Origin of the sequence: Streptosporangium sp. NPDC000563, from assembly GCF_040299985.1 — a bacterium.
Lineage (GTDB): Bacteria > Actinomycetota > Actinomycetes > Streptosporangiales > Streptosporangiaceae > Streptosporangium.
Genome location: NZ_JBEPDA010000002.1, coordinates 425,954 through 446,826 on the forward strand (window position 1 = coordinate 425,954; position 20,873 = coordinate 446,826).

The 20,873-nt window shown below is 71.0% G+C and carries 18 protein-coding genes; 11 read left to right on the plus strand and 7 right to left on the minus strand.

What is annotated here, in order from left to right; all coding sequences use genetic code 11:
• Window positions 1-54: 54 nt before the first annotated feature.
• The 3 genes from ABT352_RS10325 to ABT352_RS10335 form a co-directional block, all read right to left on the minus strand.
• A complete protein-coding gene (locus ABT352_RS10325; protein ID WP_350944124.1) occupies window positions 55-732 on the minus strand; it encodes a response regulator transcription factor in 678 nt (225 codons plus the stop codon).
• Window positions 733-1,149: 417 nt separating this feature from the next.
• Window positions 1,150-1,533, minus strand: a complete 384-nt coding sequence (locus tag ABT352_RS10330) for a hypothetical protein (protein WP_350944125.1) — start codon at window positions 1,531-1,533, stop codon at window positions 1,150-1,152.
• Window positions 1,534-1,690: 157 nt separating this feature from the next.
• Complete coding sequence (locus tag ABT352_RS10335) at window positions 1,691-2,545, minus strand: helix-turn-helix domain-containing protein (RefSeq protein WP_350944127.1); 855 nt, start codon at window positions 2,543-2,545, stop codon at window positions 1,691-1,693.
• A 558-nt stretch (window positions 2,546-3,103) separates the two neighbouring features.
• Between ABT352_RS10335 and iscB the strand changes: the two genes are divergently transcribed.
• Both iscB and ABT352_RS10345 read left to right on the plus strand, forming a co-directional pair.
• Complete coding sequence (gene iscB / locus ABT352_RS10340) at window positions 3,104-4,459, plus strand: RNA-guided endonuclease IscB (RefSeq protein WP_350944129.1); 1,356 nt, start codon at window positions 3,104-3,106, stop codon at window positions 4,457-4,459.
• Window positions 4,459-4,821: a nuclear transport factor 2 family protein gene (locus ABT352_RS10345; protein WP_350944131.1), complete on the plus strand. Its 363-nt coding sequence runs from the start codon at window positions 4,459-4,461 to the stop codon at window positions 4,819-4,821. Before iscB ends, ABT352_RS10345 begins: the two co-directional genes overlap by 1 nt.
• 127 nt (window positions 4,822-4,948) lie before the next feature.
• Here the strand turns inward: ABT352_RS10345 and deoC are convergent, their stop codons facing one another.
• Window positions 4,949-5,692: a deoxyribose-phosphate aldolase gene (gene deoC, locus ABT352_RS10350; protein WP_350944133.1), complete on the minus strand. Its 744-nt coding sequence runs from the start codon at window positions 5,690-5,692 to the stop codon at window positions 4,949-4,951.
• A gap of 123 nt (window positions 5,693-5,815) precedes the next feature.
• Between deoC and ABT352_RS10355 the strand changes: the two genes are divergently transcribed.
• The 4 genes from ABT352_RS10355 to ABT352_RS10370 all read left to right on the plus strand — a co-directional run bounded on the left by ABT352_RS10355 (window position 5,816) and on the right by ABT352_RS10370 (window position 13,179).
• Window positions 5,816-6,580 (plus strand): GntR family transcriptional regulator, encoded by a 765-nt coding sequence (locus ABT352_RS10355; protein WP_350944135.1) that lies wholly within the window; start codon window positions 5,816-5,818, stop codon window positions 6,578-6,580.
• Window positions 6,581-6,943: 363 nt separating this feature from the next.
• Complete coding sequence (locus tag ABT352_RS10360; RefSeq protein ID WP_350944137.1) at window positions 6,944-8,161, plus strand: hypothetical protein; 1,218 nt, start codon at window positions 6,944-6,946, stop codon at window positions 8,159-8,161.
• On the plus strand, window positions 8,151-9,494 hold the full coding sequence (locus tag ABT352_RS10365) for a hypothetical protein (protein WP_350944138.1): 1,344 nt from the start codon (window positions 8,151-8,153) through the stop codon (window positions 9,492-9,494). Before ABT352_RS10360 ends, ABT352_RS10365 begins: the two co-directional genes overlap by 11 nt.
• A 154-nt stretch (window positions 9,495-9,648) precedes the next feature.
• Entirely contained in the window at window positions 9,649-13,179 is a 3,531-nt protein-coding gene (locus tag ABT352_RS10370) for a coiled-coil domain-containing protein (protein ID WP_350944139.1), read from the plus strand.
• A 107-nt stretch (window positions 13,180-13,286) separates the two neighbouring features.
• Here the strand turns inward: ABT352_RS10370 and ABT352_RS10375 are convergent, their stop codons facing one another.
• Window positions 13,287-14,213 carry an NmrA/HSCARG family protein gene (locus ABT352_RS10375; protein WP_350944140.1) on the minus strand — a complete coding sequence of 309 codons (927 nt, stop codon included), beginning with the start codon at window positions 14,211-14,213 and terminating at the stop codon, window positions 13,287-13,289.
• A 104-nt stretch (window positions 14,214-14,317) separates the two neighbouring features.
• Between ABT352_RS10375 and ABT352_RS10380 the strand changes: the two genes are divergently transcribed.
• Entirely contained in the window at window positions 14,318-14,887 is a 570-nt protein-coding gene (locus tag ABT352_RS10380; protein WP_350944141.1) for a TetR/AcrR family transcriptional regulator, read from the plus strand.
• Window positions 14,888-15,094: 207 nt separating this feature from the next.
• Here ABT352_RS10380 and ABT352_RS10385 read toward each other — a convergent pair whose 3' ends face one another.
• Window positions 15,095-15,922, minus strand: coding sequence for an alanyl-tRNA editing protein (locus tag ABT352_RS10385; protein ID WP_350944142.1), 828 nt, complete (start codon window positions 15,920-15,922; stop codon window positions 15,095-15,097).
• A 210-nt stretch (window positions 15,923-16,132) separates the two neighbouring features.
• On the opposite strand from ABT352_RS10385, the gene ABT352_RS10390 reads away from it, so the two are divergent.
• The 3 genes from ABT352_RS10390 (at window position 16,133) to ABT352_RS10400 (ending at window position 19,005) form a co-directional block, all read left to right on the plus strand.
• Window positions 16,133-16,924: a carboxypeptidase-like regulatory domain-containing protein gene (locus ABT352_RS10390; RefSeq protein ID WP_350944144.1), complete on the plus strand. Its 792-nt coding sequence runs from the start codon at window positions 16,133-16,135 to the stop codon at window positions 16,922-16,924.
• A 289-nt stretch (window positions 16,925-17,213) separates the two neighbouring features.
• Window positions 17,214-18,377, plus strand: a complete 1,164-nt coding sequence (locus ABT352_RS10395; protein ID WP_350944146.1) for a cytochrome P450 — start codon at window positions 17,214-17,216, stop codon at window positions 18,375-18,377.
• A gap of 199 nt (window positions 18,378-18,576) precedes the next feature.
• Complete coding sequence (locus tag ABT352_RS10400; protein WP_350944148.1) at window positions 18,577-19,005, plus strand: VOC family protein; 429 nt, start codon at window positions 18,577-18,579, stop codon at window positions 19,003-19,005.
• A 50-nt stretch (window positions 19,006-19,055) separates the two neighbouring features.
• Here the strand turns inward: ABT352_RS10400 and tnpA are convergent, their stop codons facing one another.
• Entirely contained in the window at window positions 19,056-19,484 is a 429-nt protein-coding gene (tnpA, locus tag ABT352_RS10405) for an IS200/IS605 family transposase (RefSeq protein ID WP_350944150.1), read from the minus strand.
• Window positions 19,485-19,507: 23 nt separating this feature from the next.
• On the opposite strand from tnpA, the gene ABT352_RS10410 reads away from it, so the two are divergent.
• Window positions 19,508-20,770, plus strand: coding sequence for an RNA-guided endonuclease InsQ/TnpB family protein (locus ABT352_RS10410; RefSeq protein ID WP_350944151.1), 1,263 nt, complete (start codon window positions 19,508-19,510; stop codon window positions 20,768-20,770).
• Window positions 20,771-20,873: the final 103 nt, after the last annotated feature.

Consider the following 20,873-nt stretch of genomic DNA (forward strand, 5'->3'; position numbering starts at 1 on the left):
CACGACAGGAGTCCGTGCCCGCTCCGCCCTTCTGCCACTCGCCGGTGATCACGCCTAGTTCATCCGGCTGGACGAGCCTCCCGTGTCCCGGCAGCGGAGCAGGCCGAGTTCGGTCAGGTCGTCGAACCACAGCCAGCCCGCCTCCCTGGCGATCCGCACCGCCTCGACGCGCGTGCGGGCGTCGACCTTGTTGAGGATCCGTGCCAGGTAGTTGCGTACCGTTCCGCCGGACAGGCAGAGACGGTCGGCGATCTCCCCGACCGGCGCCCCCTCGGCCGCGGCCTGCAGGACCTCCAGTTCGCGTGCGGTGAGCGGGTTTCTCTTCGCGTTGAGTGCGGCGACGGCCAGCTCGGGGTCGACGACCCGCTCGCCGGCGGCCACGCGGCGTACGCAGTCGGCGAGCTGGTCCGCGGGGGCGTCCTTGACGACGAAGCCGCGCGCCCCGGCGTCCAGCGCCCGGCACAGCGCGGCCGGGGTCGCGAGCCCGGTCAGGATCACCGTCCCGCACTCGGGGAGCCTGCGGTGCAACTCCGCCGTCGCGGTGAGGCCGTCGGTGCCCGGCAGGCCGATGTCGACGAGCGCGATGTCCGGGCGGTGCAGCAGGCAGGAGCGGACCACCTCGTCACCGTGGCCGACCTCGGCGACGACCTTGATGTCACTCTCCGTGGAGAGCAGGGCGACCATGGCTCCCCGGACGAGATGCATGTCCTCGGCGATCAGGACACTGATCATGAATCGTCTCCCCTTGCTGCATCGCGCGCTCTCACCCGGCCCGGGGACACTACCCAAGGAAGTCGGGTGACTACCGCAAGTCCGAGTTAAACACGAAACAGGGGGCGTTGAACCATGATTCGCGCAGGTAGGAGACTTCAGCGCGCGGAAAATAGGGGTAGGCGGTCATCGAGTGCGCTCTCAAAAAGTACGCGCTACCCGTACGAAACGACCTAAAAGGCCGTAAGAATCAGGGACAAAAAGCGGTGCACCCCCTTCCCAGGAGCGGTCGGTTTCGTGTTCGCCGAACGCCGGACGCCGATTCCGGGGAAGGACTTTCGACTGCGGTCCGTTACCGGAACGCCGCCGCGCCGGACGCGGTCGGACCGAGACGCCCCCGATGGACGCGGTCAGACCGGCGCACCCCGCTGTGCGCGTTCAGACCGGCGCCGCGGCCTCGTGATGTTCCAGCAGGACGTCGGTCAGCAGGTAACCGCCGTGGATCAGGTGGGCCAGCGGACGAGTGCGCAGTTCCCGGTAGTGGTCGGCGATCCGGACCGCCGCCGCGGCCGGAGTGGCGGCACTCGTCCACAGCGGCCTGTCCCGTTCCTCGCAGACGGGGACGATCCACCAGAAACGACACGCGTCGTCCAGGCGGGCGACCAGGCCGTAGTAGACGGAGATGACGACCTTTCCTGACGGCAGGCGGTGCACGTCCGCCGGGATGTTGTGGGATCGGGCCAGCAGGGCCGCCAGCTCACGAGCCCGGAGTTCGACTGAGGGGCACTCAACGTCTTCTGGGGTTCTGTGATCAACGGTCACGCTGGCGAGAGTAAAGATCCAGAGGCTCCCGCCTCAACGATGTTGCGCGATGTTGCGAGTCCGCTCCTCGCGAAGAATCGCCCATCACGAGACCGCACCGCTCAAAGGGGCGTCTCGCGGGGCATCGTTCTCACGAAACTCCGCTCCTGATGGCGCTTCACCTCTCGCGGAACGCACTCGCCGCGGTTCGCAGCAGTGCGCGGGCCTCCTTCCCGTACACCGCGGCGCCGCTCAGCGCCTGGAACGCCTTCTCGTACACGACCACGTCGCCCGGCGCCTTGTGCTGGATCTGACCCGGCACGGTGTCGACGCGGACGCGGTTGGCGTCGTATATCCAGAAGTTCTCCGGTGGCATGAGCGGCGGCCTGATCGTCGCGGGGACGATACCGAAGGACACGTTCGCGGTGCCGGAGGTCAGATCCGCCAGCCGGTCGAGTTGGGCGACCATCTGCTCGGGGCCGACCAGTGGCGTGCGGAGCGCCTGTTCCCCGACGACGAACGCGAACCGCTTGCTCCCGTTGCGCAGGATCTCCTGCTGTTTCAGCCTCGCCGCGACCGCGGCGTCGATGTCGTCGGGGATGCCTCGGAAGTCGATGACGGCGCGCAGGTGACCGCGGGCGTAGTCGCCGGTCTGGAGCAGGCCGGGGACGGCCGAGTGCTGCCAGACGCGGAACTGGTGGGTCTTGTCGTACAACGGCTGGAACGAGCGCTGGACGTGGCCGAGGCCGCTCTCCTCCAGGCGGCGCCACTCGGTGTACATCGCGTCGATGTTCTGGGCGGCCGCGATGAGGTCGACCACCTGCTCGTCCGCGTCACAGGCCTCGCACCAGGTGCGGATGTCCGCCTGGTTGGGCATTTGGACCGCGTTCTCGATCTTGGAGATCTTGGTGTGGTCCAGGCCGGTCTTCGCCGCCAGCGCTCGCCCCGTCAGCCCGGCGTCGGCGCGGAGCGCCCTGAGCCTGGCGGCGAGAATGCCTTTGGCCTCGTCGATGCGTGCTGTGGAGGTCGCCATCTCCATCACCTTGTCACCGCGAAGGGTTACTGCTCCGACAGTACGGCGGATGTTGCGATCTGTCTCAAATGTTGCAAATAGTTGCGAGCACGCTCCCATCAAACCCGACACCCGCTCACCGACGACCGGAATCCCCGGATCGGACTGTCAAGATCAGCCGAGCGTGAACGTCCTGGCACGGATACGGTGTCGGCTGGAAGGGTGGCCCTCGTCAACGACCCCCTCCTGAAGGAGGGGGCTTGAGGCGCAGCGATGCGCTTTGAAGCCCCGCGTTGACCAGCCCTGGTCATCAGCTCAAGGAGGTGCATTTTGATGGCCACGTTGAACACAAGATCGCAGACCCACCGGCGGGTGCTTCCTCAGCCTGCCGCTCTGGAATCCGTGGGAGCAGACACGCCCGAGGGTGGGCACGAAACGGCTCACGGAGACCGCCGCCAGGCGGTACCTGGTGTTCAACCCGGGCGAGGGGAGATCGAACGGACCGGCACCCGGCCTGTTCGGCGTCACCCCCAGGGCGCTTCGGCGTCCGAGGGAGCGAACCGTGAGGTTCACCCGGCCGTGTTCGTCCTGGACGCCCACGGCCACCCGCTCGACCCGTGCCATCCCGCCCGTGCCCGCCGCCTACTGGCGGCCGGGCGGGCGGTGGTGGCCCGTCACACCCCGTTCGTTATCCGCCTCAAGGACCGGCTCGTCGCCGACTCCACCCTCCAGGGCGTCGCGGCCGGTATCGACCCCGGCTCCAAGCACACCGGCATCGCGGTGTTCACCGACCAGGCCGCAAGCAGGACCGGACGGTATGCGATCCAGCTTGACCACCGAGGCGGGCGGATCCGTGACAAGCTCACCACCCGCTCGCGGTATCGAAGGCGACGCCGTAGCGCGAACCTGCGCTACCGTGCCCCCCGCTTCAACAACCGCACCAAACCGCAAGGGTGGCTGACACCCTCCCTGCGCCACCGCGTGGACACGACGATGTCGCAGGTGCTCCGGCTGGCCCGGTGGGCTCCCCTCACCGCCGTGTACGTGGAGAAGGTCTCCTTCGACACCCACACCCTGTCGGCCGGAAGGCCGCTCGAAGGAGTGGAATACCAGCGGGGCACCCTCGCCGGGTACGAGGTCCGCGAATACCTGCTCGCCAAGTGGGGGCGCGCTTGCGCCTACTGCGGTGCGAGCGATGTGCCGCTGAACCTCGACCACATCCACCCCCGCGGCCGGGGCGGCTCCGACCGTGTCAGCAACCTCGCCCTGGCCTGCATCGGCTGTAACCAGGCCAAGAACGCCACCCCGATCGAGGAGTTCCTGAAGGGCAGGCCCGCACTCCTGGCGAAGATCCTCAAGCAGGCCAAAGCGCCGCTGCGCGACGCCGCCGCCGTCAACGCCACCCGCTGGGCGCTGTGGCGGGCACTGCAGGCGACCGGCCTGCCGGTCGCGACGGCCTCCGGCGGGCGCACCAAGTGGAACCGGTCCCGAACCGGCGCCCCGAAATCGCACACGTTGGACGCCCTGCACGTCGGCCACCTGGAGACCGTGACCGCCTGGCCGTCGAAGGTCCTGGTGGTCACGGCGACCGGGCGCGGCACCTACGCCCGCACCCGCACCGACCGCTACGGCTTCCCCCGCCTACGGCTACCCCGGACCAAGCAGGTCAAGGGGTTCGCCACCGGCGACCTGGTCCGCGCGACCATCCCGACCGGCAAGAACACCGGAGTCCACACCGGACGGGTCGCGGTCCGCACCACCGGCAGTTTCAACATCACCACCCGGCACGGCACCGTGCAGGGCATCGGCCACCGCCACGTCCGCCTGCTCCAACGAGCCGACGGCTACGGCTACACCACCCACCCAGAAGCGCGGCATCGTGCCGCGTTTCCTCCCCCGCCTGAAGGCGGGGGTATCCACGCTGGAGGTATCTGATGATGGAGGACTTGCGGAACGCCGAGCGCCGGCTCCAGACCGCGCAGCTCGCTGGAGATGTCGAGGCGCTGGATCGGCTGCTGGACGATCGGCTGATCTTTACCTTCGGTGCGAACGTTGCGACCAAGGCGGACGACCTGGAGCTGCACCGCACTCGGACGCAGGTGATGACGAGGGTGGCCGAGGAGGAGTTGACCGTGCTCGCCGATGGGCGCACCGGAGTGACGTGGTTTCTCGGCACCGTCGAAGGGACCGTCTCCGGCGCGCCGTTCGCGGCCAGGATGCGCTACACCCGTACTTGGCTGTACAGCGAGACGCACGGCTGGCGAATCATCGCCGTGCACGCCGGCACGGCCGATTGACACAGCCGACACGTTGTCCGACGAGCGGCCGGCCGGATGGTCGCCGGCGAGGTTCGACCGCCCCCGGCTCCGGGCCTTCATGGCCCAGGACCCCTGAAGCCACGGCGAGCCGCAAGGTAGCCCGCCGTCAGTTCGGCGCGCTCGCGGTGGGCGGGTTGCCGTTGCGGCGGCTTTCGAGGTCGTCGAGGATCGCCGCGGTGGCCGTGACTCCGAAGCGGGTGGCGCCGAGCCGGTGCAGGTGCAGGAGCGCGTCCAGGGTGCGAACGCCTCCGGCCGCCTTGACCTGCATGTGAGAGGACACGGTGCGTCGCATCAGGGCGATGTCGGCGGTCGTCGCCCCACCGGGGGCGAACCCGGTGCTGGTCTTGACGAAGGCCGTGCCCGCGGTCTCGGCGGCCCTGTACCCGGCGGTCTTTTCCCGATCGGTCAGGTAGGCGTTCTCGAAGATCACTTTTACCGGGCGCCCCTCGGCGGCCTGGGCGACGGCGGCGATCTCGTTCTGGACGAACGCCACGTCGCCGCCACGTAGGCGACCAATGTTGATCACCATGTCGATCTCCTCCGCCCCCAGGGAGATCAGCTCGGCGGTCTCGAAGACCTTCGCCTGCGTGGTGCCGCCGCCGTGCGGGAAGCCGACGACCGTGCCGACGAGAACCCGGCTGCCGCGCAGCGTGGCGACCGCAGCCGCCACGTCGGCGGGCCGTACGCACACCGACGCCGTGCGGTACTCCAGGGCGGTCGCCAAGCCGTCCTCGACCTCGGCCGGAGTCAGTTCGGGTCGCAGCAGCGAATGGTCGATCATCTTCGCCACCTCCTCGCGTGAGGGCAGGGGGCCCTCCCAGCGCGGGACGTCGATCGAGGCCACGGACATGATGTTCTCCTTCGGGTCGCCTCAGGTAAGCTGTATATACAGCCTATACAGATCTCGATGACGGTGTCGACTGACGTCACACTGGGAACCGACACCATCCGACCGAGGAGGAGCACACCCGCCATGGCCGCGTCGCAACCGCTGTACGAGCGCATCGAGAAGCAACTGCGACGGCGTCTCGAAGGCGCCGCCGACGGTGATCCGTTCGCCTCCGAGTCGCAGCTGGCGCAGGAGTTCGGTGTCTCCCGGATGACGGCGCGCGCCGCTATGGTCCGGCTGGAACGCGACGGCCTGCTGGAGCGGGTGCCGGGACGGGGCAGCTTCGTGCGCCAGGTCGCCGCCGCCCGGCCGGTCGGCACCCTGCTGAGCTTCCACGACCAGGCCCTCGCCCTCGGCAAGACGCCACGTTCCCGGGTCCTGGAGGCCGCCGTGCGCCCTGCCTCCCCTCAGGAGGCGGCCGCCCTCTATCCACCGGCCCTCACCACGCGACCCGCGTCCGTGGTCGTCATCAGCCGTGTCCGGCTCTTCGACGACCTGCCCGTGGCCATCGAACACGCCACCTTCCCTGCCACCCTCGACGCGCTGCTCACCGCGGACCTGGAGACGGGATCACTGCATCAGACCCTCCGCCGCCTGGGACTGCATCCGACTCTCGGCTCCTCCGTCCTCACGGCGCGCACAGCCGACGACGACGCACCCGAACTCGACGTCGACCCCACGACACCGATGCTCGTCGAGACGCGCTCCATCGTTGATCAACACGGGAATCCCCTCGAATACACGACCAGCTCCTACGTGGCGCACCGCTACGCGCTCAAGGTCGACTTCTCCGTCTCCGCGCCCGGACACCCCTCGCGCCCGGCCCTGCCACCCGCGGCGAGGCGGTGAGGCGGTGAGGCGGTGAGGCGGTGAGGCGCCCAGCCTGACGCCTCACCCGATCCCCAAACACCCGGTTGGGTCGGCAAGGTGTTGGAACAGGGCAGCAAAACTACTCAAGCTGCGCCATACGGTGTCGGGAAACGATCGCCCGCCCGGGCATGACGCCGACCCCATCCCGAGTCGCCCGGCGACCACACCGAGCAGGAACACGTCCCGCTCTCCGAGCACGTCGTCGCCTACCGCCTGGACGGTCCGCTGTTCTTCGCCGCTGCCCACCGTTTCCTACGGCCCGTGTTCGGCCGCGTCTCTCCGTGGAGCGCTTCTCCGCGGTCCGGGTCAGGATTGTCGGGCACAAGCCTTACGGTAGGGCGCGTGCCAGAGACGAACCACGAGATCACGCTCGACTCGGCCCTCACCGAGGAGGCCGTGCTCTCGACCTACCGCCGCATGTTCGCGGCGCTCGCCCGCGACAGCGGCGCGGTGGTGGACGACCCCGCGCTGGTCGACATCGCCGAGACGCTGTTCGCGGCGTTCGCCGAGGCGGGCGAGGAGTGGCTGACCCACGAGCAGATGCGCCACGTCTGCCGGGCCTACCCGCTCGACCGGTTCGAGAACCGGCTCAGGGTCCTGCGCGGCCTCGGCGCGATCCGGGAGGTGTTCCCCAAGCCCAACCAGCTTCGCTACCGCGCGTCGTTCACCAGTGTGGTGGGGCTGATGTTCATCCGCCGGATGATGGACGACGGCGGCCAGTCGGAGATGCACCGCCTACTCGCTCTCGAAGACCTCAACGTGGCCGACCCTCGCACGACGATGGAGGAGGCTCGCGCCAGCGCGCAGAACCTGTCGCGCGCCTTCCGGCTGTGGGCGCTGGAGCTGATCACGCTGACCGGCGGCACCATCGAGGAGCTGCGCGAGCAGGCGCCCAAGCTGTGGGGCACCGAGGAGATCGCCAGGCGGGCGCAGAGCCTGCACGGCACCATCCTCACCCGCTGGCCCGACCTCGACCGCACCTGCACCGAACTGCGTGCCGCGATCTACTCCTACAGCGACGCCTCGCGCCGCGCCGCCGGGCGCCTGGCCGACTCGGCGGGCACGACGAGAAACCTCACGCTGCTTCCCGCGGAGACCTGGCGCACCTTCGCGCAGACCGCGAGCAAGGAGCGTCTGGCCTCCGTGCTCGACGGCTTCGTCTTCGACGCCCCCGCCCCCTGGCACGACCCGGCGGCGATCGTCAGGGCGGTGGACGAGAGCCCTCGCCCGGCACCCGCCCAGCCCACTCCCCCGCGTTCGGCCCTGCCCGACCCCGGCACCGCCGACACCCACGACCCCGGCACAGGCGGCCTCGACCACCTGGCCGCGGTGGCCGAGGCCGCGCTCGCCGGGCGCTCCACCGCCCGTCTGGAGGAGCTGCTCACCGCCGACGGCGAGTGGGTCTCCGCTCGCAGGCTGCTCGCCGACCTCGTCTCGGCCGACCTGCGTCCCGACTCCCCGTACCGCCTGCGCTGGTCCGACGGCCTCACCGCCGACCCCGGCGGCGAGCCCGCCTGGCTCTCCCACGGCCATCTCGAAAGGACCGGCGGTGCCGGCTGATCCGCGACACACGTCGCCCACGACGTCTCCCGCGCACGACCGGGTGGTCGCCACCGGGACGGCGCACGAGCGGGCGGCGGGATCGGCCGACGCCGAGTCGTCCGGGATGGCGCATGTCCGTGCCAGGGCGGGCGGACCTCTCACACTCGCGGCGGGGGAGGCGGCTCCCGCCGGGATGGCGCGGCTGGGGCGCGGCGACGGCACGGGGCTCGCACTGCCGGTCTGGCCCGACGGGGCGACCCCGTCGCTCCTGGAGGAATACCAGGTCGCGCCGGTCGCGGTGGAACGATCCGGGGAGACCCGGCGGGTGCTGGCCGCGGCCCTGCGATGCTGCTGGACCGATCTCGCCTCCGACCCCTGGCCGGGCACCCCGGCCAGGGTGGACGACGTGCTGTCGGCGTACCGTGCGCTGATCGGGCGCGGCGACGACCTCATGCGCAACTGGGCGGTCGGCGCGCTGCGCCGCCTGCACGACTCGGCCTGGCTGGAGGTCGCCGACGGGCTGGTACGGCTCGGCCCCCGGTGCGCCTCCTGGCCCGCGGCGTCCCACGCCCAACTGCGGGAGCTGATGCGCCGCCTGCCCACGGGTGAGGAGGTTCCCGGCGGCCTGGAGGTGCTCCCTGTCGCGGAGCCTCTCGACGACGCGGAGGCGGGAGCCGCTGTCACGATCCCCGAGGAGGTCGACGAGGATCTGCTCGGTCCGTTCGACGAGCGGCGCAGGGCCGAGGTCGTGGCGGCGTTCATGGCGGTGGAGCACGCGGCCGAACCGGTGCACGAGGCCCGTTTTCCCGCGCTGCGCGACCCGGTGCTGCGCCGTACGCTCGCCGAGATGCTGGAGCGTCGCGGCCGGGTCCTGATCCACGACCGCGACGCGTGGATCTCGGGTTACGCGCCCGAGACGCTCACGGGAACGAGAACGGGGACGGGGACGGGGACGGGAGCAGGCTCGGGAGCGGGAACAGGCTCGGGCTCGGCTCTGGGTGAGTCCGAGCGGGCGGTTCTGGTCCTCGTGCTGATCCACTCGGTGGCGATCCCGCGGGCCGACGGCCTGCTGCCCGCCGACAGCTGGCTCTCGCCGTTCCCCGCCCAGGTCGACGAGCTTCGGCGGCACACCAGGTTGCCGATCGGCGAGCTGGACGCCGCGCTGCGCACCCTGCGTCACGCGGGTCTGGTGACCCAGGTGAAGGCGGGCGAGGAGGCGGGGGGTTACGTGCCGGGGCCGCAGTTCCACCGGCTCACTCCGCAGGCCAGGCGTCACCTGCAGGAGGAGCTGATCCTCGCGGCGGGGCCGCACACCCCGCTGGCCGCGGCCGTACGGGCCAACCGGCGGTGAGCGGACCCGATGACGGGGTGCCGGGGTCCCGCCGGGCCGACCGCCTGGCGGGTGTGAGGTGGCCCTCTCTCATGACGAGCCGAAGCCGGGACGAGGTCCCGGAGATCCGGTGCTCCGGGCGCCGGAAGCCGGATGGAAGAAAGGAACGACGGGGTTGACCGAGCAGCGGAACCAGGCCGCGAAGAGCTCGCGCGAAAGCCGAGCCCGGGGCGCGGAAACCCGCGCCGACACGGCCGGGGCCGAAAACGCCCAGGCTGCAACCTCCCAGGGCGAGGTCACCGGAGCCACCCGCGCCAGGAAGGTCGGGGCGGAGGGCACTCGGAGCAAGGACGTCAAGGACTCCCGGGGGGAGAGCGGCGGGAAGACCCGGCCGGAGGGCACTCGGAGCGAGGAGATCAAGGACTCCCGGGGGGAGAGCGGCAGGAGGAATCGGGCAAAGAGCACCCTGAGCGGGGAGGTCACGGTCTCCCCGGGGGAGGGCGGCGGAAAGGCCCGGCGGAGCGGGGAGAGCGGAGGCTCCGGGGACACGGGCGGGACGCAGGCGACCCTGGTCCCCGTGGAGCCGGCCCGCGCCACCGCCCCGAGCGAGAACGTGGTGGGCGACCGGGTGCTGATCGCCGTGCAGCCGGTCAACATCTCGCGGCTCTCGACCCATCCGGTGCCGACCGTTCCCGGCACGCTGATCGTGGTCGCGGGCGCGGGGCCGAAGGACTCCAACGGCGCGGGCAAGTCGTCGTTCATCGCGATGATCACCGCGCTGCTCGGAGACGAGCAGTGGCGGTTCGCCTCGGGCGCGAAGGCGGTCTCCGAGCTGCTGTTCAACGCCGAGCTGGCGGCGGGCGGGGGTGGCCGGACGTGGGCCAGTGCCGACCACGGCTACATCGTCGGCGTTTTCGCACCGGCCGACTCCGTGTACACCGGACGCAACGGCTCCTCGCGGAGCGGTCCCGTCCGCACCGGCTCCGGCCACACCGTCGCCGAGAGCGCCGACCCCGTGGACGACACCGGTCCCGCGAACGGCGACTCCCCGGGCATCGGCCACCCGAACGGCGACTCCCCCGACCACGCCTCCCTGGACGACGCGGTGACCGTGTGGCTGCGGGTCAACCAGGAGGCCCCGCACCTGGAGATCCGCTGGATCCAGGGGGTGCACCTGGCGGTGGCGGCCTCGGAGGCGGAGCGGGTGACGCGGGCCGACGCGCTGTGGGCGACGCTGCCCCGCTCGGCGGGACGCCGCGACGTGGTGGCGCGTGACCTGACCAGGTTCCTGTACGGCGACCGCGTCAGGTGCGTGTCGTTCCTGTCGACCTCGGTGCGCAGCAAGGTCGCCACCAACCTGCTCTCCCAGCCGCTCAACGAGATCTCCCCCGAGCGGGTCTTCGAGGCGATCGCCGCGCTGACCGGCCTGGACGCCGAGCTCGACCAGGAGCGGGAGGCCCGCCGCGACGAGCACGCCAGGCGGGTGCGGGCGACGCGGGCCGTGGAGCTGCTGCGGGAGTTCGAGGCCGAGTCCCACACGCTCCTGGAGACCTTCGACAGGCGTGACCGTGGCCGCGTCCGGCTGGCCGGTGCGCTGCGCTGCTGGCGGGGGCGGCTGGCACGCAGGCTCACCGACGCCGGGCAGCGGGACGAGGCGCTCGCGGCCGAGTTGGAGCGGGTCCACGCGGCGGGCGCGCGTGCCACCGAGGCGATCGGTGAGGTCAGGGCCGAGATCGCCACGCTCAAGGACGACACGCTGGAGCGCGGGCTGGCCGAGGCCCGCAGGGAGCTGAGCGCGCTGCAGGCACGCGCGGCGAAGCTGGACGCCGACCGCGCGGTGGCGGAGAACTCGGTCGACGAGCTGCGCGGCTGGATCCCCGGTCTTGAGGAGCAGCGCCGCCTGGCCGACGGGCGCGACGTGACGACGGCCGGTGCGGAGCTGACCGAGGCGAGGACGCGGCTGAACGAGGCGCTGAAAGCGCTGGGCGTGGCCGACCGGGAGGCCGAGGGGGCGAAGGGCGCGCTGGACGACGCCGAAGGTGGCCCGGCGGCGGCCCAGCTCAACGCGCTCGCCGCCGCGGGTGTCGGCGCGACCGGCCTGCTCGACGCGATCGACGTCGCCGAGCAGGCGCGCGACGAGGAGGGTGCGCCGGGCCGGGACGGCCGGGTGGGGCCCGCGCTGGGAGCCCGCGGATGGCCGCACGAGCACACGGTCGTCGTCGACGCGGCCGACCTGGAGGCGGCGGCGCGGGCGCTGGACGCGCTGCCGGGGTCCGTGCTGGTCAGCGCGGCGGGCGTCACCGTGGTGGGATCGTTCGAGGTGGCCGTCACCGGCAGGGAGGCCCGCATCAAGGCGGCCGAGCAGCGGCTGCACCGGGCGCGCGACGCGCAGGAGAGCGCGGCGGCGGTCGTGCGGGCCGCCGAGGACGCCGTGGCCGAGGCGGGCAGGAGGCTTGAGGGGGCGAAGGCGTCCGTGCAACTGGCCGACATCGAGCGGCGGCTCGCCGAGCGCCGGGCCGCGCTCACCGAGCTGTCCGAGGCGCTGGCCACGATCGCGCCGAAGGTCGACGAGGCCGAGCGCCGGGCGAGCGCCCTGGACTTCCGCGCCCGTACGAGAAGCATGGAGATCGAGCGTCTGGAGGGGCGCAGGGCCAGGTACGAGTCCGACCGTGACCAGGCCGCGGAACAGGCGGCGAGGATCGCCGCCGACCGCGACGCGCTCGGGCTGGACGCGCTGGCCGGCGACTGGGGCGGCACCCTCGACGGAGCCCGCGAGTGGCTGGGCGCCCTGGAGGAGCAGGAGCGTCCGCTCACCTCCGAGGAGTGGTGGCGGGCCGCCGAGCGCCACCTGGACGAGGCGCTGCGCGACACCTTCCCCGCCTTCCCCGGCGAGGACGAGGAGATGCCCGAGGAACTGCGCTTCCTGGTCGGCGAACGGACCGCGCCCGGTGCCGGGCGCACCGCCCGCGAGCAGGCGACGTTCCCCGGCGTGTGCTCCACGCTCGCCTCCTACCTGCGCGGCCAGGAGGAGTACGAGCGGCATCGGCGCCGCCAGATCGAGACGCAGATCGTCACCCGGCAGCGCGACCTGACGGCCGCGGCCAGGGGTGCCGAGGAGGCCGCCCAGTCCACCGCCGTGCACCGGGCCGCGCTGACCGCCGCGATCAAGGCGCGGCTGACCCGGGTGGCCGAGGAGTTCGACAAACTCGACACCTCCTACGGTGGTTACGGCGCGACGCTGGAGTTTCCCGTGCCGCCCGCGCCCGCCGACCCCGAGCAGCGCTGGGCGTGGCGGGTGACGCCCAAGTGGCGCAGGGGCGAGGGGCAGGGCTTCGTGCCGTACAACCGGCGGGCCAACACCGCGCTGATGGACGAGAAGGCGGTGAAGCTGGTCTGCGCGGCGGCGATCGCGTCCTCGGGGGGCGGGCACCTGTGCCTGGTCCTGGACGAGCTGGGCCGTAACCTCGGCAAGGAGCATCGCAGGGAGGCGGTGGCGCTGTTCCGCAGGATCGGCGAGACGTACGGGATCACGGTGATCGGGGCGCTGCAGGACGACATGGAGCCGTACGCCGTCGACGCCTGCGGGCAGTACGTCAAGCTGCGCCGCTCCTCCGACGCCATGCCGTACAACGAGCCGCCGGTCGTCATCGGCCACGACCTGCACGCCGAACGGGTGCGCGCCCTGGCCTCCGCGGTGAGCAGGTGAGCAGGTGAGCGTCCCTCGGTCGCGGCGCGGACGCGCGCCGCGACCGAGGACCACCCGCCGGAGGCCGGGGCCGCCGAGCGGGGACCCCCGCTCGGCGTCAGGTGGTGTCAGGCGGCGAGCCGCATGTGCTCGTACGCCCATTCCTCGAAGGTCGTGAGCGGGATGCCGAAGGCCCGCGCGTACTCCGGACGGGCGGGCTGCTCGACCGTGTTGAGGAACTCGTGGGAGGAGACGCCCGCCCACGGCATTCCGGCGGCGACCGCCTCCTCCATGGTCATGTCGGGCGCGGTCACCTCGGTTCCCAGGGTGCGGGAGAGGACTGCGGCGACCTCGGCCATCGTCAGATGGTCGCCGGCCAGTTCCAGTTCGACCTTGTGGAAACGTTCCGGCTCGGCGATGGCCGCGGCGGCGGTCGTGCCGACGTCGGCGGCCGCGACGAGGGAGAGCCGGGTGCCGGGCTTCAGCACGGTCGCGAGGCCGCCCTCGATGCCGCGCGGGAACAGGTACGCCAGGGACGGGAGGAAGTTCTCCATGAAGAAGCCCGGTTTGATGATCGTCCAGTGCGTGAAGCCCGCCTCACGCACCCGGTCCTGTGCGCCGGACTTGGCGGCGAAGCCGGGCTCAAGCATCGCCCAGCGGCCCTCGGCCCAGCCGGGGGTCTCCACGTGCTGGCCCGCGCCGGTGACGGAGGTGTGCACGAACTGCGGCACGTCCGCGGCCAGCGCTCCCTCGACCAGGTTGGCGGCCTGGGTCAGCTCGCCCTCGAAGTCGAAGGCGTCTCCCTTCAGCGCGGGCATCTGCATCGAGAAGACGGCCCGTGCTCCTCGCGCGGCTCTCACCAGGGAGTCTCGGTCGTCGAGGTCGCCGGTGACCAGTTCGGCGCCGAGCGCCTCGACCGCCCGTGCCCGGTCGGTCGTGGGGTCGCGGACCAGCGCCCGGACGGGAACGCCGTTGGCGAGCAGGGCGCGGGTGGTGGCGCCCCCCTGCCGTCCGGTGGCGCCGGTGACCAGGACGGGTGCGGGATTGGTGGGCATGAGGCCTCTCCTCGGGTGATCGCCGATTAAACGGCGGACCCCGCCGTTTATATTCGAGTAAGATACGGCGGACCCCGCCACTTAGCAAATGTTGAGGTGAGACCATGCCCGTCAAGCGGGCGGACGCCCGGCGCAACTACGCGCGCCTGCTCGCCGTGGCCGAGGAGGCGGTCGCCACGTACGGCGCCGACGCGTCCCTGGAGGAGATCGCCCGCACCGCGGGGGTCGGATCCGCCACCGTGCGCCGCCACTTCCCCAGCCGCCACGCACTGCTGCAGGCGGTCTTCCGCGAGCGGGTCGAGGCCCTGTGCGCCCGTGCCCGCGCGTTGACCGAGAGAACCGACACCCGGGCCGCACTTCTGGAGTGGCTGCGCGCCGTCACCGCGGACGCCGCGACCATCCGAGGGCTGGCCATCGCACTGACCCGCGAACGGGCGGCCGGCCCCGACGTGGCTCCCGAGAACTGCTGCTCGGCGCAACTCACCGAGGCGGGCGCCCCCCTGGCGCGCCGCGCCGCGGACGACGGCGCCCTCGCACCGGGCGTGACCATCACCGACCTGCTCAACCTGATCACCGGCATCGCCCTGGCCACGGAGCACCACCCGGACCCCGCCACCGAGGCGGACCGGCTGTTCGCCCTCACCGTGGCGGGGGTGAGCCCTCCTCGGCGGTGAGCGCCACGCCCCGGAGTGAGCGCCGGCGCGTGGTCACCGGCGGAAGCCGGCGACGTGTGCGGCCCAACGGGCGTGCAGGCTGTTTTCTCCGGAGCGCACGGGCCGTTCGGACGCCGCTCACCGGCCCGGATGATCCCGTTCCGGGATGATTCGGTGTTCTTCGGTGTTCTTCGGTGTTCTTCTGCGTCCTTCAGTGTCCTTCCGCTGTCACGAGGGAGGGCTCACGATGCTGCGCATCGTGAGCTCCGCGTCCTGGAGGGAGAGGGAGACGCGCACGGAGCCCAGTTCGGAGGTTCGGGAGACGTGCGTCCCACCGCAGGGGATGCTCGCCTCGCCCTCGGGCAGCGAGCAACGCCACGTCCGCCGCCCCGACAGGGACGGGGACGGGCTGTCGACCGTGACCGGCGCGTCGGCCGCGATCCACTCCATGAGCTGCTCGTCGATCCGCCGGGTGAGGTCGCCGAGGTCGAGGTCCCCCGCCTCGAACCCCTTTCTCCGCAGGGACTTGCCCAGGCGGTAGACATCGCTGCTGCCGTGTTCCACGATCCGCGACGTGGTGATCGCCGCCTGGTCGAAGTCGGGACGGCCGAGCGAGTCGGGCTTCACCTCCTTGCGCCACCGGTCGGCCAGTGCCGCGTTGAGGGCCAGGGCGGTGAGGTGGCACGCGGTGTGCCCGGCGGAGAGCGCCGAGCGGTACGCCTCGTCGACGGCCAGCACGACCGGTCCGGCGTCCCCGGTGACCGGTTGCTCCAGAACGTGCACCACGAGCCAGTCCCAGCCCTCGGCGCCGCGCCGCACCGGGATCTCCTCCCCCAGATAGAGCCGCTCGCCGTCCGACGCACCGGTCACGCAGTCGAGGACCGGCAGCCCGTTCACGGTCCCCCGGTCGGCGGGCTGGTCAGGCCAGGTGTGGTCCAGCGGATGGAAGGGGGTCTCCGCCGTGACCACGCCGTAGCCGCCGTCGAGCGCCGTGGTCGAGACCACCCGCGAAACTCCGCGCACGTCGCCGTGCGGATAGGTGACCTGGGTGTCCATGACTGATCCGTGACTCCAATCGTTCCGTGTCGTCCCCGATTCGTGAGGACCGCGCCGGACACGATAGGGCCTCGCGGTCCCCTCGATCCGGACTCCGAGCATCAGGCGGTCTTCGCGGCGGCGGCACGACCGAGGCGGGCAGCGCGCGGACGATCCGCCGGACCGTCACTTCCAAGTGAATTACAAGATCGTGCGCCTAGGGTCACCGGCGTGCGAGAAGTGGTTGTCGTGGGTGTTCTCATCGCGGCCCTGAGTGGCTGCGCGTTGGAAGGCGAGGAACGGATGACGGGTACGGCGGATGCCGGGCGAGAGACCACCGCGGAGCGGCAGGCCGGGGCGGAGCAGGTCGAGGCCGGAGTGCTCAAGGGGCGGGTCGTCGACGCGGCGGGCAGGCCCGTCCCGGGCGCGGAGATCGTCGCCGACAACCAGCTGCTGTACAACAGCAACCTGGTCGTGACGACCGACAAGGACGGCCGCTACCGGGTGAGCAGCGACGTCGCCGCGGCCACCTTCCGGGTGACCGGCACCGTGACCCGCCGCTTCGAGGGCCGCGCCTACACGATGGACCTGACCCCCCACGACGACGCCTCCTTCGCCGGTGCGGACGGTGCGATCCGCGACTTCACCTGGCGGCTCACCGGTGAGCGATCCGACGGGCTGGGTTTCTACGGCGGCATGCTCCTCTTCCACCTGGAGTTCTACAACCCGCAGAACCCGCAGACCTTCCTGCAGGACGAGGACGTCACGCTCACCCTGACTCCGCAGGGGCCGTTGATCGACGGCTCGGCCGGCGAGGTCATCACCCGCCGGGCCGAGCGCGGCGGCGACGGCTCGGGACTGATGGACGTGCCCATCGGCCGCTACCGGATCACCGCCGAGCATCTCGGACACCCTCTGAAGATCCGGATTCGCGACACCGGCGAGTACGGCGAGGCCGTCGTCGCCGACTTCGAGCGCCTCCTGAGCACCGTCTACCAGATCCAGCTCGATCTCAAGCCTTGACGAGGCGCCCAAGGCGCCGGGCGCATGGCCGAGAGGCGAAGGTCGCGCTGGAGGACGCCGAGGGTGGCCCGGCGGCGGCCCGGCTCAACGCGCCCGCCGAGGCGGACCGGCTGTCCGCCCTCACCGTGGGAGCCCTCCTCAGCGGTGAGCGCCACGCTCCTGCGGCGGGTTCCCTCGCCCCTCTCCGACGACCGCGAAGGACACCGTCGAGTGCCTGGTCCGGCTGGGATTGCACACTCGTTCCATTGACGAGATCTTGTGGGGTAGCCGATCCCCCTCAGGAGCCGACATGCTGCCCCTTCACATGCGCCGCCAGGAGTTTCACCCCGATCCCGAACTCGCCACCGCCCGCGAGGAACCCGGCCTGCGGCGTGTTCCCACGCCCTACGGCCAGGAGGCCTGGCTGGTCACCCGTTACGACGACGTGCGCGCCGTACTCAGGAACGCCGAGCTGTTCAGCTACGCCAGCGGCATCAACCTGCCGCCGATGAGTGAGGAGCAGGCCAAACGTATCCGCGCGGGTGCGCTGCTGATGATGGATCCGCCCGACCACACCCGGTTACGGCGCATGCTGACCCCCGAGTTCACCATGCGCCGTATCCGTCGGCTGGAGCCCCGGGTCCGCGAGATCGTCGCCGACCACCTGGACGCGATGGAGCGTACCGGCGCGCCGGCCGATCTCATCTCCCGGTTCGCCACCCCGATTCCCGCGCTGGTCATCTGCGAACTGCTCGGGGTGCCCTACGAGGACCGAGACTCCTTCCAGGCCAACAGCATCGTGGTCCTCGACTTCAACCGCTCGCCCGAGGAGCGCGGAAGGGCTCAGATGGAGTTGGTCGCCTACATGACCGGGCTGGTCGGGCGGGCGCGGGCCGAACCGGGTGAGGACCTGATCGGCATGCTGGTCCGCGAACACGGCGATGACCTCACGACCGACGAACTGGTCGGCATCGGCGGGTTGTTGCTGGTCGCCGGGCATGAGACGACGGCCAACATGATCGGTCTGGGCACGCTGGCGTTGCTGCGACACCCCGACCAGCTCGACCTGTTCCGCGAGGACCCCGGCAGGGCCGGCGGCCTGGTCGAGGAGCTGCTGCGCTGGCTGACGATCGTCCACCAGGGCGCCACCAAGGTGGCCATGGCCGACACCGAGATCAGCGGCGTGCCGATCGCGAAGGGCGACGTCGTGGTGGTCTCCCTGCCCGCCGCCAACCGCGACCCGGCGCTGACCGAGGACCCGGAGCGGCTCGACATCGAACGGCCCGACCTGGCCCACGTCGCGTTCGGTTACGGCGCGCACCACTGCATCGGGGCTCCGCTGGCCCGGATGGAGATGCGCATCGCGTTCTCCGCCCTGTTCGACCGTTTCCCCGGGCTGCGCGAGGCGGGCGAGCCGGAGTTTCGTTCGTTCAACGTCGTGTACGGCCTGTCGGCGTTCCCCGTCGCCTGGTGATCCACCGTCCCGGGGGCGCCGGTGACGGCCGGCCCGCCGGGCGGCACGGGTTCGGGCGGCACGGGTTCGGGCGGCACGGACACCCGCCACCCGCGCTCGGCGAAGTTGCCGGTCCTCATGGACCGGTACGGGCGACACGGGCACCCGCACCCTTTGTCGTCAGGGGTTATCCGAACGTCTTTCCGGGCAGCACGCGGCCATGCGTGGACGATCGACTGCTCACAGCTGGGGCGTGGTGCTCGACGCACCCGACGCCCAGGCGCTCGCGCGGTTCTACGCGCGCCTTCTCGACTGGAGGATCACCAAGGACGAAGTCGACTGGGTCACGGTCGCACCGGCCGACGAGGGAGCGTATCTGGCGTTCCAAACCTCCACCGACTACGTACGCCCGGTCTGGCCGTCCGCCGACGGCTCGCAGCAGATGATGATGCACCTCGACCTGGAGGTCGGCGACCTTCACGACGCGGTGGCCCACGCGCTCGGAGAGGGCGCGACACTCGCCGCCCACCAGCCGCAGGACGACGTCCGAGTCCTTCTCGATCCCGCCGGGCACCCGTTCTGTCTCTACCAAGTTCGTCGGCAGTGCTCCGGCCTTCAGGCCGGGGGTGAAGCCGGCCGTCCCGCGTAGCGGGGCAGGAATAGCCGATTCGCCGCCAGGCGAACCGGCGTCTGCCTTGCTCAAAGTGGTCGTTGCTGCTGCTCGATGTACTGGCGCAGGACCGTCAGCGGTGCTCCACCCACCGATCCGGCGAAGTAGGAGCCGGACCAGAAATGCCCGCCCCACAGATATTGGCGGACGTGGGAGGTGTATTCCTTGCGGAGCAGGCGCGCCGAGACGCCTTTGAGGCTGTTGACCAGTTTCGAGAGGGCCACTTTGGGTGGGTAGTGGACGAGCAGGTGGACATGGTCTTGTTCGCCGTTGAACTCGCGGAGTTCGGCCTCGAAGTCCGTGCACACCTCCCGCATGATCTCCTCGCAGCGGGTCAGCATCGCGTCGGTGAACACCCCACGCCGGTATTTTGTGACGAACACCAAATGAACGTGAAGGCTGTAGACGACATGGCGTCCGGTGCGGACATCGGGATTCGGTTCCCATCGCGGTGACATAAACCAAACGCTACGATCATCGAGTGAAGCAGGAGAAGCGGGTCCGGGCGCACGTGGCGCGTCTCGACCTGACCGCCGCGCAAAGCGCGCTGCTGGACGGTCAGGCGCACACCGCTCGCACGCTATGGAACCTGCTGCACGAATACACCACGTTCCGCCAGGGCCGACTGGCTCCGGTGAAAGCGTGCGACCAGGCAATCCGGGTCGCCCGCCACCAGATCGACTGGATGGCCCGGCTTCCCGCCCAGGCCGCCCAGGCGGTGCTGAAGACCTACCGGCAGGCATGGGTGAACTTCTTCAACCCCGACCATCCGGCCGAACGTCCGACGTTCAAGTCCCGGCGTTCCCGGATGGCGGTGGACGTTCCCCAAGCCCGTGACCTGCACATCGGGAGGATCAACCGGCGGTGGGGAGCGGTCAACCTGCCCAAAGTCGGCCGGGTCCGGTTCCGGTGGACCAAAGACCTGCCCGGCGTCACCCGAGGCGGGCCAGCCGGGCGGATCACCGGTGCCCGGCTGGTCAAGGACGCCTACGGCTGGCAGATCGTCTTTCGTGCCGAGATCCCAGCCGTGATCCCGGCACCGCATCCGGGTGGCCGGATCGGTATCGACCGGGGCATCAACGTCGCCCTGGCCATGTCGGACGGCACCACCCGTGAACATGGGCCGTGGCTGAGTGAGGGGGAGAAAGAACGGCTGCGCCGGTTGGAGAAGAAGGCCGCCCGGCAACGGGCCACCCATCGCACGGGCCAGCCGATCTCGAACCGGCAGGCCCGCACCTACCGCCAGATCGGCAGGCTCCGCGCGACAGCCAAGCGCCGAGCCGTCTGCTGGCAGCACCAGACCAGCACCGAACTCGCCGAAGCGTTCAGTGAGATCGGGGTGGAAGACCTGCAGATCACCAACATGATCCGCTCAGCACGCGGCACCGCCGAGCAGCCCGGCCGTAACATCGCACAGAAAGCCGGGCTGAACCGGGCGATCAGCGGCGAAGCCTGGGGCCGAACCGTCACCATGCTGGAGTACAAGACCGCTGATCGCGGCGGCCGGGTGGTGAAAGTCCCGGCGGCAGGCACGTCGCAGACCTGCCACCGATGCCGTCACCGCGACCCGGCCGCCCGCGACGGGATCAGGTTCTCCTGCACCAACCGCGCATGCGGGTGGACCGGTCACGCCGACACCAACGCCGCGATCAATATCGAAACCGCCGCAGGAACTGTGGTGGCAGGACGTGGAGACTCAGGGGTTACCCGGTCTGTGAAGCGTCAACCCCCGCGCGCCGCTTGACCGCGACGTGACGGGAGAATCTCCGGCCTTCAGGCCGGGGAGGAGTTCAAACGGACGGGTGACGAGCCACCCGGGGAGCGACGCCGCGTGAACACCGGCATGC

Excerpts from the sequence above, each read along its gene's own strand:
- ABT352_RS10325 (WP_350944124.1), bottom strand. The coding sequence starts at position 732 with ATGATCAGTGTCCTGATCGCCGAGGACATGCATCTCGTCCGGGGAGCC.
- ABT352_RS10335 (WP_350944127.1), bottom strand. The coding sequence starts at position 2,545 with ATGGCGACCTCCACAGCACGCATCGACGAGGCCAAAGGCATTCTCGCC.
- ABT352_RS10345 (WP_350944131.1), top strand. The coding sequence starts at position 4,459 with ATGATGGAGGACTTGCGGAACGCCGAGCGCCGGCTCCAGACCGCGCAG.
- deoC (WP_350944133.1), bottom strand. The coding sequence starts at position 5,692 with ATGTCCGTGGCCTCGATCGACGTCCCGCGCTGGGAGGGCCCCCTGCCC.
- ABT352_RS10355 (WP_350944135.1), top strand. The coding sequence starts at position 5,816 with ATGGCCGCGTCGCAACCGCTGTACGAGCGCATCGAGAAGCAACTGCGA.
- ABT352_RS10375 (WP_350944140.1), bottom strand. The coding sequence starts at position 14,213 with ATGCCCACCAATCCCGCACCCGTCCTGGTCACCGGCGCCACCGGACGG.
- ABT352_RS10380 (WP_350944141.1), top strand. The coding sequence starts at position 14,318 with ATGCCCGTCAAGCGGGCGGACGCCCGGCGCAACTACGCGCGCCTGCTC.
- ABT352_RS10385 (WP_350944142.1), bottom strand. The coding sequence starts at position 15,922 with ATGGACACCCAGGTCACCTATCCGCACGGCGACGTGCGCGGAGTTTCG.
- ABT352_RS10395 (WP_350944146.1), top strand. The coding sequence starts at position 17,214 with ATGCTGCCCCTTCACATGCGCCGCCAGGAGTTTCACCCCGATCCCGAA.
- ABT352_RS10400 (WP_350944148.1), top strand. The coding sequence starts at position 18,577 with ATGCGTGGACGATCGACTGCTCACAGCTGGGGCGTGGTGCTCGACGCA.
- tnpA (WP_350944150.1), bottom strand. The coding sequence starts at position 19,484 with ATGTCACCGCGATGGGAACCGAATCCCGATGTCCGCACCGGACGCCAT.